The sequence below is a fragment of the Oceanobacillus saliphilus genome, from assembly GCF_023522835.1.
In the GTDB taxonomy this organism is placed as follows: Bacteria; Bacillota; Bacilli; order Bacillales; family Amphibacillaceae; genus Oceanobacillus; species Oceanobacillus saliphilus.
In genome coordinates this window covers 256,270-269,031 of record NZ_JALCZU010000002.1, presented here as the reverse complement: position 1 = coordinate 269,031, position 12,762 = coordinate 256,270, and the positions used below count along the sequence as shown (strand labels likewise).

At 37.6% G+C, this 12,762-nt stretch carries 14 protein-coding genes and 1 other annotated feature; all 14 genes read left to right on the top strand.

Features of this window, described 5'->3' with window-relative positions:
- Positions 1 to 38 precede the first annotated feature (38 nt).
- Positions 39 to 1,151, top strand: a complete 1,113-nt coding sequence (spoVE, locus tag MN204_RS04385; protein ID WP_438804684.1) for a stage V sporulation protein E — start codon at positions 39 to 41, stop codon at positions 1,149 to 1,151.
- A gap of 245 nt (positions 1,152 to 1,396) precedes the next feature.
- On the top strand, positions 1,397 to 2,209 hold the full coding sequence (locus MN204_RS04380; protein ID WP_249869867.1) for a cell division protein FtsQ/DivIB: 813 nt from the start codon (positions 1,397 to 1,399) through the stop codon (positions 2,207 to 2,209).
- Between the two features lie 306 nt (positions 2,210 to 2,515).
- Positions 2,516 to 3,805, top strand: coding sequence for a cell division protein FtsA (gene ftsA / locus MN204_RS04375; RefSeq protein ID WP_249869866.1), 1,290 nt, complete (start codon positions 2,516 to 2,518; stop codon positions 3,803 to 3,805).
- 77 nt (positions 3,806 to 3,882) lie between these two features.
- Positions 3,883 to 5,037: a cell division protein FtsZ gene (ftsZ, locus tag MN204_RS04370; RefSeq protein ID WP_249869865.1), complete on the top strand. Its 1,155-nt coding sequence runs from the start codon at positions 3,883 to 3,885 to the stop codon at positions 5,035 to 5,037.
- 428 nt (positions 5,038 to 5,465) lie between these two features.
- Entirely contained in the window at positions 5,466 to 6,386 is a 921-nt protein-coding gene (gene spoIIGA / locus MN204_RS04365) for a sigma-E processing peptidase SpoIIGA (RefSeq protein ID WP_249869864.1), read from the top strand.
- Positions 6,387 to 6,406: 20 nt separating this feature from the next.
- On the top strand, positions 6,407 to 7,120 hold the full coding sequence (gene sigE, locus MN204_RS04360; protein ID WP_249870234.1) for an RNA polymerase sporulation sigma factor SigE: 714 nt from the start codon (positions 6,407 to 6,409) through the stop codon (positions 7,118 to 7,120).
- A gap of 123 nt (positions 7,121 to 7,243) precedes the next feature.
- Positions 7,244 to 8,026, top strand: a complete 783-nt coding sequence (gene sigG, locus MN204_RS04355; protein WP_249869863.1) for an RNA polymerase sporulation sigma factor SigG — start codon at positions 7,244 to 7,246, stop codon at positions 8,024 to 8,026.
- 160 nt (positions 8,027 to 8,186) lie between these two features.
- On the top strand, positions 8,187 to 8,447 hold the full coding sequence (locus MN204_RS04350; RefSeq protein ID WP_249869862.1) for a YlmC/YmxH family sporulation protein: 261 nt from the start codon (positions 8,187 to 8,189) through the stop codon (positions 8,445 to 8,447).
- A gap of 72 nt (positions 8,448 to 8,519) precedes the next feature.
- The gene (pgeF, locus tag MN204_RS04345) at positions 8,520 to 9,329 is read left to right on the top strand and encodes a peptidoglycan editing factor PgeF (RefSeq protein WP_249869861.1); all 810 of its coding nucleotides are present in this window, start codon (positions 8,520 to 8,522) and stop codon (positions 9,327 to 9,329) included.
- Between the two features lie 27 nt (positions 9,330 to 9,356).
- Positions 9,357 to 10,028, top strand: a complete 672-nt coding sequence (locus tag MN204_RS04340) for a YggS family pyridoxal phosphate-dependent enzyme (RefSeq protein ID WP_249869860.1) — start codon at positions 9,357 to 9,359, stop codon at positions 10,026 to 10,028.
- A 28-nt stretch (positions 10,029 to 10,056) separates the two neighbouring features.
- On the top strand, positions 10,057 to 10,488 hold the full coding sequence (locus MN204_RS04335) for a cell division protein SepF (protein ID WP_249869859.1): 432 nt from the start codon (positions 10,057 to 10,059) through the stop codon (positions 10,486 to 10,488).
- A 6-nt stretch (positions 10,489 to 10,494) separates the two neighbouring features.
- Complete coding sequence (locus MN204_RS04330; RefSeq protein ID WP_249869858.1) at positions 10,495 to 10,761, top strand: YggT family protein; 267 nt, start codon at positions 10,495 to 10,497, stop codon at positions 10,759 to 10,761.
- Positions 10,762 to 10,862: 101 nt separating this feature from the next.
- Positions 10,863 to 11,639 carry a YlmH family RNA-binding protein gene (locus MN204_RS04325; RefSeq protein ID WP_249869857.1) on the top strand — a complete coding sequence of 259 codons (777 nt, stop codon included), beginning with the start codon at positions 10,863 to 10,865 and terminating at the stop codon, positions 11,637 to 11,639.
- A 97-nt stretch (positions 11,640 to 11,736) separates the two neighbouring features.
- The gene (locus MN204_RS04320; RefSeq protein WP_249869856.1) at positions 11,737 to 12,240 is read left to right on the top strand and encodes a DivIVA domain-containing protein; all 504 of its coding nucleotides are present in this window, start codon (positions 11,737 to 11,739) and stop codon (positions 12,238 to 12,240) included.
- Between the two features lie 62 nt (positions 12,241 to 12,302).
- Positions 12,303 to 12,519 (top strand) — a binding site (T-box leader).
- The last annotated feature ends 243 nt before the right edge of the window (positions 12,520 to 12,762 follow it).

Sequence of the window (12,762 nt, the reverse complement as noted above, 5' to 3'; positions counted from 1 at the left end):
AACGCCCCTAATCCTATATTGGAAAAAGGGGTGTTTTTTTGTTTAATAAACGTTTAAACGAGCAAAGGAAACCAGATCTTACTTTGCTTTTTGTCATAGTTATATTACTGACTGCCGGTATTGTCATGGTATACAGCTCGTCCTATATTTGGTCTGAATACAAATTTGATGATGCCTATTACTACTTGAAAAGACAGCTATTATTTGCCGGTGCTGGCGTAATAGCGATGCTCCTTTTTATGGTGATTCCCTATTATACGTGGAAGAAATACGCCAATATAATTCTTATCCTATGTTTTGCACTATTACTTCTCGTGCTTATACCGGGAGTTGGTCTTATAAGGGGTGGGGCACAAAGTTGGATAGGTGTGGGTGCGTTCAGCATTCAACCATCGGAATTTATGAAACTGGGATTGATCATTTTTCTGGCCGCAATCCTTTCTGCAAATCAAAAGTACATCACTTCGTTCAAAAAGGGCTTTTTTCCTTGTATATTGTTGATCTTCACTGCATTTGGACTTATTATGCTCCAACCTGACCTTGGCACTGGAATGGTGCTTGTACTAACTTGTATGATTATGATTTTTGTGGCCGGTGCTCGTCTAACACATTTTTTTGGACTGGCTGCACTGGGTCTCCTTGGTTTTGTTGGTTTAATCGCTTCAGCTCCCTACAGAATTAACCGTATTACAGCTTTTTTGAATCCATGGGAGGATCCTTTGGGAGATGGGTTTCAGATTATACAATCTCTTTATGCAATTGGTCCTGGTGGATTAATGGGGTTAGGGCTGGGGAACAGTCTGCAAAAGTACTTCTATTTACCAGAACCCCAAACAGATTTCATATTTGCAATTTTGGGAGAGGAACTTGGCTTTATTGGAGGAGCAACAATCATACTACTGTTTTTTCTGCTATTGTGGAGAGGGATAAAAATAGCTTTGGAAGCACCGGACTTGTTCGGCCGTTTTCTGGCTTTAGGTATTGCTGCGATGCTTGCAGTACAGGCGATGATTAATATTAGTGTTGTCATTGGACTGATACCGGTAACAGGCATTACATTACCGTTTTTAAGTTATGGAGGATCCTCTTTGACATTAACACTATGTTCGGTAGGAATACTGTTGAATATTAGCATATATTCTAAAATCTAAATGTATTTTTTCCTACTTATATAAATGCAACTAAGGCTGTCACCGAAAGGTTTGGTGACAACCAAGTTCTCTAATTTTCCAATTGGTTAAGAGTCATACTGTAATTACTAGTAAAAAAACTGATAAACTATAGTAAGTACACTACATCTTCCACTATGTTTTATGATATAATTCTTGTAAATAGATAGAAACGGATCATATAATGCCGTTTATTCTTTTAATATTGTAAAAAGGAAGAAATGGGGATGAGCAAAAAAAACATTGTTTCAATCGAAGATCGTATTCCAAAATTGAAACAAGCCCGTAAAAAGAAAGCAAATAGACGTCTTATTTTTTATCTGTCCATCTTTTTTATCTTAATATCAGTAATTGTCTATCTGCAATCACCATGGAGCAACATTAAGGCAATCAATGTCAATGGAAATTTATATATATCGGATGATGAGGTAATTGAGTACAGTAAATTAACCACAAATTCAAATATTTGGACGATCAACAAAACGGATATTGAAAACTTAATTGTCAGTAATCCTCTTGTAGAATCTGCATCACTAGAAAGAAAATTGCCCTGGACAGTACAAATTAATGTTACAGAACACCAAATTATCGGGTATTTACGCGAAGGTTCCATTTACTATCCCGTTATGGGTAATGGAGAAATCTTAGAAGTGGCCGGAGATAGTTTCAGCGGCGATGCACCATTAATCTTTGGATTTGATGATGAAAACTATTTGAAAAAGATGGCTGAAGAACTGGAAAAGTTACCTGTGAACATTCTAGATATCATTTCTGAGATTCATTGGAAGCCAACAGAAGAAAACAAAAATAATATTCTTCTTTATATGAATGATGGTTACCTTGTTAAAGGGACGATTCGTGATTTTGCAGACAAAATGGAAGTTTACCCTTCGATCGTATCCCAGCTTGATCCTGAAGAAAAAGGAATTATTCATATTGGAGTTGGGGTTTACTTTGAATCATTTCATACAGAAGAGGACGAGACAGAAACTGATACTGTGACTGAAGAGGAAATTGACTTCGATGATTCAGAACAATAATCCATTCTTTATGGTTAAAAGTCATATAAGCTAACTACTTTGCGAAAGATATAGTAAGGAAATCTAGTTTTTTGGGGACCGTATGCATTTCTTGGCAGTTAAGAAAGTATAAATACTTTTTTATGCATACACAACTGAGGCGGCATTCGCTAACCCTTTAGCGAATGCCAAGTTTTCTAATGTATAACATATATATTTTATTTTTTTGAGATTTCCTATAAAATAGTAGATTATACGATAAATAGAAGTAGTATCATAGAAACATTATATGAAATGGGATGTTTCTTAATCCGGAGGTGCCATTCGTTGAATAATAGTGAAATATTAGTAAGTCTTGATATAGGTACAACTGCAATAAAAGTTATTATTGGTGAAGTCTTAAACGATTCCCTGAATATTATTGGAGTTGGAACTGCTAAATCAAACGGCATGAAAAAAGGTGCCATTGTTGACATTGATCAAACCGTACACTCTATCAGAAGTGCAGTGGAACAGGCTGAACGTATGGTAGGAATGCAAATCGAAAGCGTTGTAGTGGGAATCAACGGTAATCATATTCAATTGCAGCCTTGTCATGGAGTGGTGGCAGTCCAGAGTGAAAACAGGGAAATTGGAGATGAGGATGTTACACGAGTAATCGAAGGAGCACAGGTGATTTCCATTCCACCGGAACGTGAAATCATTGATGTTATTCCGAAACAGTTTATTGTCGATGGTTTGGATGAAATAACTGATCCACGAGGGATGATTGGTGTCCGGCTGGAAATGGAAGGAACAATTATAACCTGTTCTAAAACAGTATTACATAACATTCTAAAATGTGTGGAGCGTGCAAATCTGCAGGTTTCCGACATTTGTCTGCAACCACTCGCCTCAGGTACAATTGCCCTTTCAAAAGATGAGAAAAACATGGGAGTGGCACTTATTGATGTCGGAGGAGGCTGTACAACTGTTTCCATATTCGAAAATGACCATCTTGTAACTACTAGTGTGATAAGTTTAGGTGGGGACAATATTACAAAAGATTTGTCTATTGGTTTGAGAACATCAACCGAAGAAGCAGAAGATATTAAATTGAACTATGGTCATGCATTTTATGATGATGCACAGGAAGAAGAAACATTTGAAGTATCTACCATAGGAAGCAATACGAAGCAAACCTTCAACCAGTTGCAGCTATCCGATATGATTGAAGCAAGATTGGAAGAAGTATACGCATACGTGGAAAGAGAAATACGGAAGATGGGCTATCATGATTTGCCTGGAGGATATGTACTGACAGGTGGTACCATTGCTATGCAGGGAAGTCTAGAACTTGCTCAGGATCTTTTCCGTTCCAACGTACGTGTAGCTATCCCGGATTACATCGGTGTTAGGGAACCGCAATTCACAGCAGGAGTTGGCATTTTGCAGTTTGCCTATCGTAACGCCAAAATTCAAGGGAAGGAATTATTCCCTTCTGTCGTATTGAATTCGAATGAACCGAAACCGAAACCAAAAAGACAGCTGAAACAATCCAAAGAAAAGAATGAGAAGAAGGAAAACAAAAAAAAGGATTCTGGTTTTGCTAATTTGTTTAAGTATTTCTTTGACTAAAAAGGGTTTCGAAACGTTTTGTCCGAGAGATTTTGCTTACGGAATTTCTGTAATTTGCATATTAGGAGGAAAGTTAAATGTTGGATTTTGATACAAATATGGAGGAATTAGCTACAATAAAAGTCATCGGTGTAGGCGGTGGCGGAAATAACGCTGTAAACCGAATGATCGAGCATGGTGTTGAAGGTGTTGAATTTATTGCTGTTAACACAGATGCACAAGCATTGAATTTATCTAAAGCAGAAGCGAAAATTCAAATTGGTGGGAAATTGACACGCGGTTTGGGTGCTGGTGCCAATCCGGAAGTAGGTAAAAAGGCAGCAGAAGAAAGCAAGGAACAATTGGAAGAAGTATTAAAAGGTGCTGACATGGTTTTTGTTACTGCAGGTATGGGGGGCGGTACTGGTACTGGTGCTGCGCCGGTAATTGCACAAGTAGCAAAAGATCTTGGTGCATTAACTGTAGGTGTTGTGACCCGTCCATTCTCCTTTGAAGGCAGAAGAAGGTCTACACAGGCTATTACAGGGATTGATACGTTAAAAGGAAGCGTTGATACGCTAATCGTCATTCCGAATGATAGATTACTTGAGATTGTCGACAAAAATACACCGATGCTTGAAGCTTTCCGTGAAGCGGACAATGTCCTGAGACAAGGTGTACAGGGGATCTCTGATTTGATCGCTAAGCCGGGTCTGATTAATGTAGACTTTGCAGATGTGAAAACAATTATGTATGATAAAGGTTCTGCATTAATGGGTATTGGTATTGCAACAGGTGAAACCCGTGCAACAGAGGCTGCCAAGAAAGCAATCTCTTCTCCATTACTTGAAACATCTATTGATGGTGCTCACGGTATCTTGATGAATATTACTGGAGGAACAAATCTTAGCCTTTATGAAGTTCAGGAAGCAGCAGACCTTGTAACTTCGGCTGCAGATAAAGAAGTGAATGTTATCTTCGGATCTGTTATCAATGAGAATTTGAATGATGAGATTGTTGTTACGGTTATTGCAACAGGCTTTGATGAAACTGTACAAAAAGTTGATAATAGACAAAAACAGCAACGACCAATTATTGGTCACCAGCAGCACGCTGCAGCAAAAGCACCAGAGGAGCAGCCTGTTCAACGTGAACAGCAGCAATCACAAGCACAATCACAACCTCGTGTAAGACAAGAGGATGATGAGCTGGATATTCCTACTTTCTTAAGGAATCGTAACCGAAACAGATAAGAATTATATGATAAAAAGCATTGACAAGGTTGTCTCACAATGAGGGTGAATCCCCATTGTGAGACAACCTTTTTAAGTTTAAAATTAAATTTTACTACAGTATCTAAATGATTGAATTTAGTTAGAAACTCTTTATTGATTGTCGATCCGGACTCCCCCGCTTTTGTTCATAAGTCAGACTTCGACTAAAATTGCAATGCCCGGTTGTACTGTTTTTAGTCTGGCTTTTTCCAATTTAATTGTCCTTACATGGAACACGTAACCGACATTTCTTCCGAGAAATAGTTAAAATTAGATTTTTTATGCATACAAGAAGTGACAGACTTTGCTTGGTTGGTCATCTATACTTTTGAGTAATTCCATATATCCATAAATATATCTTTGAAAGTTTAAATTCCGTATTGATATGTAAGGAAGGAAGAGAAACATTGACCATTTATCTTGATGCTGTCTGGGCATTGAACTTTTTTCTCGATTTGATGCTTCTCATGCTGACAAAAGCATTGGCCAGGGATAATGCAGGTAAATTACGATTGCTTTTTGGAGCTTTTATTGCTTCCTTGATTGTTCCAATTACATTATTTTTTCCAAGTTCTTTTGTTAATGGCTTGCCAGGGAAAATGATGTATTCAGCACTCATTATTCTATGCACTTTTGGTTTTACTGGTTTTTACCGGTTGATGAAATTATTATTATTATTTTATTTTACATCATTTGCAATTGGAGGTGGATTGACAGCGATATATTTTTTGCTTGCAAACCCTGTATCGGTTACTGAAAGTGGAATATTGACTTTTAACAGAGGGTATGGTGATCCGATTAGCTGGCTGTTTATCATCATCGGATTTCCAATTGTATGGTACTTTACTAAATACCGAATGGACGAGCATGCGAGCGGCAAAATACGATATGACCAACTTTGCGAGGTTAACATTCAAATTAATAATATTACCTTTTCAACGATGGGTTATATTGATAGCGGCAATCAACTTATTGATCCACTTACAAAAAGGCCTGTCGTTATATGTGATGAAATATTTTTGAAAAACTGGTTCTCCGATGAAGAATGGGAGCAATTGAAAGAAGTTAATGACCTCTTGGCATTTGATCGAGTTCCTAAAGGTTGGGAAAGCAAAATACAGATAATTCCCTATCAGGGTGTGGAAGGTAAAAGTATGTTTTTACTTGCAATCAGACCTGATCAGATAATGGTAAACCATGAAAACCAAAATTTGATTTCCACAAATGTATTAATCGGCATTCAATTTGGGACATTGATCAAGGATGACAGCTATCATTGTTTACTGCATCCGCAAATTATTAAACTGGCAACAATACAATCTGCATAAGGGAGTGGGGGAATGTGAGTTTGTGGAAATTGAAGCTAAAATTAGGCTGGTATAAACTATTAATCAAGTTAGGATTGAAATCTTCTGAAATATATTATATAGGTGGCAGCGAGGCACTTCCACCTCCACTTTCAAAACAGGAAGAACAGGAATTGCTTATTCTACTTCCGAAGGGTGATAAAGCAGCAAGGGCGATGTTGATTGAACGCAATCTTAGGCTTGTTGTCTATATTGCCCGTAAATTTGAAAACACAGGAATTAATATTGAGGATTTGATAAGTATAGGTACTATAGGGTTAATCAAGGCCGTCAATACATTCAATCCAGAGAAGAAAATCAAACTAGCTACATATGCATCCAGATGTATTGAAAATGAAATTCTAATGTATCTGCGCCGAAACAATAAATTGAAGTCCGAAATTTCTTTTGATGAACCGTTGAATATTGATTGGGATGGAAATGAATTACTATTATCAGATGTGCTAGGAACAGAAGAAGATATTATCACAAAAAACCTGGAATCAAGTGTCGATAAAACGTTACTGAAAAGTGCACTGGAAAAATTGAATGCCCGAGAAAAACAGATTATGGAGTTGCGTTTCGGGCTTATTGGTGAAGAAGAGAAAACACAAAAAGATGTTGCTGATATGCTTGGGATTTCACAGTCCTATATTTCGAGATTGGAAAAGAAAATCATCCGCAGACTGAAAAAAGAATTTAATAAAATGGTTTAGCGCGATATCATAAGGATTTGACCCGATTTCGGTCCTTGGATTGAATTTTGTAATTGCATAAAAACCTTCCCGTGAGGAGATACTGTCCTTGAACAGCATCACCGACTGGGAGGGTTGACTTAAATGACTAGACATAAAGTTGAGATATGTGGTGTTGACACATCAAAACTGCCTGTACTTAAAAATGATGAAATGAAGAAATTGTTTATTAGAATGCAACAGGAAGGCGATTTATCTGCACGTGAAGAGCTTGTAAATGGCAATTTAAGACTTGTATTAAGTGTTATCCAGAGATTTAATAACCGGGGAGAATATGTGGATGATTTGTTTCAGGTTGGCTGTATTGGATTAATGAAATCAATCGATAATTTTGATTTATCCCATAATGTTAGATTCTCCACGTATGCTGTTCCGATGATTATAGGAGAAATCAGAAGGTATCTTCGTGATAACAATCCAATACGTGTTTCCAGATCTTTGCGTGATATTGCTTATAAAGCATTGCAAGTAAGGGAAAAATTGATCAGTAAATCTTCAAAGGAACCAACTCCTGCAGAAATTGCGGAGGAAATGGGTATACCTCATTCCGATATTGTGTTTGCACTGGATGCCATTCAGGATCCTGTTTCGTTATTTGAGCCAATCTATAATGATGGTGGAGATCCCATATTTGTAATGGATCAGATTAGTGACGATAAGGATAAGGATTCTACCTGGGTAGATAAGCTTTCCCTGAAAGAAGGAATGCATCAATTAAATGATAGGGAAAAAATGATATTGAACAAGCGTTTTTTTCAAGGGAAAACCCAAATGGAAGTTGCTGATGAAATCGGGATATCACAAGCACAAGTATCCCGCTTAGAAAAGGCAGCAATAAGCCAAATGAATAAGCAAATGTTTGAATAGAATGAACAGAAATAAATAAAATACCCATAAAATTATATGCAACGTACATTTTATGAGACCAGAAAGAACAGTACATAAACTGTTTTTTCTGGTTTTTTGCATGGAAAAGCGAAATAATCTTGTCTGCCAGCATATATTTAAATGAAGGCAGGTGAGCATAATGGTAAAATTATCCGAATTACAAATAAAAGAGGTTATTATCATTGATGACGGCAGGAGACTGGGGCATATCACAGATTTGGAAATTGATGGTAATACCGGCAGGGTTCTTGCTATTGTTATTGTTGCCAGAGATAAGAAAAGTGGCATGTTTGCCAAAGCAGATGAATTGATGATTTCCTGGACACAGATTGTCAGAATCGGTTCAGATGTTATTCTTGTAAAAGACGTTCAAGCACCGGATTTATATGGGAGAGCATAATACAAACTTACAGCTTAATTTTTTGCCGAAATATGATAAAATAAGACAAGTCTGATTCCAGGGGGATTATAAATGAATGAACCATTTAAAGGAAAAGATGAGTCCTATTTACATCTTGAAATTTGGCAGAAGCTTCATCCGAAACTTGTTGCAGGTTTTACAACGAGAAATGGCGGGGTAAGCAATGTGCCATACAATACATTCAATTTTGGACTCCATGTTCCTGATAGTAAGCAAGATATAATAAAAAATCGAAAAATATTATCCGATAAATTGAATTTTCCTCTTGAAAAATGGGTATCTGGTCAACAGGTGCATCAAACATTCGTCAAGGAAATATCTGCAGTTGATCAGGGTAAAGGATCCACAGATTATGAAACTTCCATAGAAGGCACGGATGGATTCATTACAGACAGTAAAGGAATTCTTTGTACGGCATTTTTTGCGGATTGTGTTCCTTTGTTCTTCTTCGATCCAGTAACCGAATATATTGGAATCGCACATGCCGGATGGAAGGGGACGGTTGGTCGGATCGCTGAAAAGATGGTTGATGCATTTAAAGAAAGGGGTACCGACCCAAAAGACCTGCGCGTTGCAATCGGTCCTTCTATCGGAAAAGAAAATTATGAGGTCGATCATCATGTTATTGGCAGTATTGAGGTAAAAGAAAGGGACAAAACGGTCTCACCATTGGAGAATAATCGTTATTTATTGGATTTAAAGCAGTTAAATGTAGAAATCCTTTTACAATCTGGTGTAATACGTCATAATATAGAGGTAACAAATTATTGCACCTACCGTGATGAGAACTTATTTTTCTCACACAGGAGAGATCAGGGAAAAACAGGGAGAATGTTGGGGTTTATTGGATTAAAAGCATGAAAATATAATGGAGGAATAATAGAGATTATGGAAGTCGCAGCAAATCTGGAATGGATACAGGAAAAAATTGGACAGGCCTGTGCAAGAAGTGGTCGTAATCCGGACGATATCACGATAATTGGAGTTACAAAATATGTTACAATAGAACGAACAAAGGAAGCTATCGACGCTGGGGTTAAAAACCTTGGCGAAAATCGGAATGAAGGCTTTCTTGAAAAGCACAGCCATATTGGGAATCAGGCAAAATGGCATTTTATAGGGTCATTGCAGTCGAGAAAAGTAAAAGACATTATCGACAAAATAGATGCACTGCATTCGCTTGACAGAATGTCCCTCGCTAATGAAATCAACAAGCGTGCCACTGTGCCTATCGATTGTTTTGTGCAGGTTAATGTGAGCGGAGAAGAATCAAAGCATGGATTGGAACCTGAAGAGGTAATACCTTTTATAGAGAAGGTTGAACAGTATGCTCATATCCGGGTAGTTGGTTTAATGACAATGGCCCCTCATATTGATGATCCGGATCAAATCAGGAAGGTTTTCAGAAATCTGGCACAACTCAGGGATCGTATCCGTGGAAAGAATTGGACGCATGCTCCGTGTGAATACTTGTCAATGGGGATGAGCAATGATTATGAGATCGCAGTTGAGGAGGGTGCAACACACATTCGGATTGGTTCCAAGCTAGTTGGTAGCTAAGACGAAATGAAATGGAGAGGTGAAAAAATTGAGTATAAAAAATAAGATTAAAAATTACTTCACCATGGATGACGAATATGAGTATGACTATGTGGAAGAAGAAGTTGTACCGGAAAATAAACCTACTGCAAAGCAAAAGACGCAAAATGTTGTCAATTTGACGAGTGTCCAACAGTCTTCGTCCAAGGTGGTATTGTGTGAACCACGAAACTATAATGAAGCTCAAGAAATTGCCGATAATATCGTAAACAGACGTGCAGTCGTGATTAATCTCCAACGTGTCGATCATCAGCAGGCGAAGCGCATTGTTGATTTTCTAAGCGGTACTGTCTATGCTGTTAATGGAGATATTCAAAAACTTGGTTCAGAAACATTTTTATGTACACCTGATAATGTGGAAGTTTCCGGAACAATATCGGAAGTATTTACAGAACAGGAAGAATTTGAAAAAGGATGGTAGCAGTTAATGGTTGAATTATATACAGTAATACATTATGCACTGGTCTTCTATGGCTATGCACTTATCGTGTACATTTTCATGTCATGGTTTCCGGGGGCTCGTGAGTCTTCATTCGGTCAGTTTTTAACTAAGATTTGTGAACCTTATTTGGAACAGTTCCGTAAATTTATCCCCCCACTTGGTATGATTGATTTGTCACCAATCGTCGGAATTCTTGTACTGCATTTGGCCCGTGCAGGTCTTTTTGAATTTTTCCGCATGTTTTTATTTTAACAGCTAGGAAGGTATATACCGACCAACCTGTATACGTGTAACGAAGGTTGTCACCGAAGGCTTGGTGACAATCTAGTTTCTAAAAGGAAGTATGATTCGATATGGATATATATCAGCACTTCAGAAAAGAAGAACAGCCTTTTATTGATCAGGTGTTATCCTGGAAGGAACAGGTGGAGCTGACCTATCAGCCAAAATTAACGGATTTTCTCGACCCCCGTGAACAGCAAATTGTTGAGATGTTAATTGGTGTCAGCACGGACGAGGTGAAAATCTATAAACATGGCGGTGGAACAGAAGCAGAGAGAAAGCGGATGGTAATAGCACCTTTTTATGAAGATGTTTCCGATGAAACATTTCAGCTTTCACTTTTGGAAGCAACCTATCAGGATAAATTTATTAATGTGGAACATAGGGATGTAATGGGATCGTTTTTATCCCTGGGAGTGAAACGCAAAAAGCTAGGCGATATCAATGTTGGTAATGGAACCATCCAAATTGTCCTTGCTAAGGAAATCGGCGCCTATATTTCAACGAATTTGACTTCGATCAAGAAAGCGAATGTAATCTTTGAAGAAAAACCGATGTCAGCATTTAAGGATAGTAAAGAGAAATGGGTGGAAGCAGATAAAACCGTTTCATCTTTGAGGCTCGATGCTGTGCTAAAGGAAATTTACAATATTTCAAGAAAAGAAGCTTCTTCTTTCATTCAAAAACTGCAGGTCAAGGTAAATTATAAAGTTGTCGATGACAGCAAATTCCAACTGCAGCAAGGAGATCTAATTTCCTTGCGTGGAAAAGGAAGAAGCAGGCTACTGGAGATAAAGGGATTGTCAAAAAAAGATAAAGTAAAAATTAGTATTGCTACGTTAAAATAAACGTCTTTGCAGGAATTTAAGTTTTTTTGTCGAATAAGTTTAATACCATTATGAAATTATAGTTTAATAGCATAAATTCCTTAAGGAGGTGGCCGTTGTGCCATTAACACCACTTGATATTCACAACAAAGAATTTACAAGAAGAATGCGTGGGTATGACGAAGATGAAGTAAATGAATTCCTTGATCAGGTCATTAAAGATTATGAAATGGTAATCAGGGAGAAAAAAGATCTTACTGAAAAAGTAAACCAGCTAAACGAGAGACTTGGGCATTTTACAAATATTGAAGAAACGCTGAATAAATCAATCCTGGTAGCACAGGAGACAGCCGAAGAAGTAAAGGGCAATGCGACTAAGGAATCTAGGTTAATTATTAAAGAAGCTGAAAAAAATGCAGATAGAATTATCAATGAAGCATTAAGCAAATCACGCAGAATTTCTATGGATGTTGAAGAACTTAAAAAGCAAGCAAAAGTTTTCCGTACTAGATTAAGAATGCTTGTTCAAGCACAATTGGAAATGCTCGGTACAGATGATTGGGAAGAATTATTCGATACAGAGATGGGCGAAGAGCTCGAACTTGTTGAAAACGAATCTTAGACCTTGACGTTTATAGGAATTTTACATATAATTCATACAGATAAAGGTCATTTTAATAATTTACAAATACATTGACAGAGAAAGTATAAAAGCAATTGCTGATCAGCGAGCCGGAAGCTGGTGGAAGTCCGGTACAGCAGGCTTTTAGAAAATCACTCTTGAGTATCCATTATGAAGTTAGTAATAATGGACGGTTATCCCCGTTATGGATTTCGAGTGAATTTAAAATAATCATTTTAAATTTATAAGGGTGGTACCGCGAGTCTTCTCGTCCCTTTTGGGATAAGAAGGCTTTTTTGTATACAAAAGCGGAAGTGACCGTTTAGAAACGGACGCATAAGCAAGGGACCGAAAAGTAGGTGTACTATCCTGCTTATAGGTCAATTGCTTATGCCGGTAGTTTCTGGGAACTGGAGCTAGCCGATACAAAAGCGGAAGTGACCGTTTAGAAACGGACGCATAAGCAAGGGACCGAAAAGTAGGTGTACTATCCTGCTTATAGGTCAATTGCTTATGCCGGTA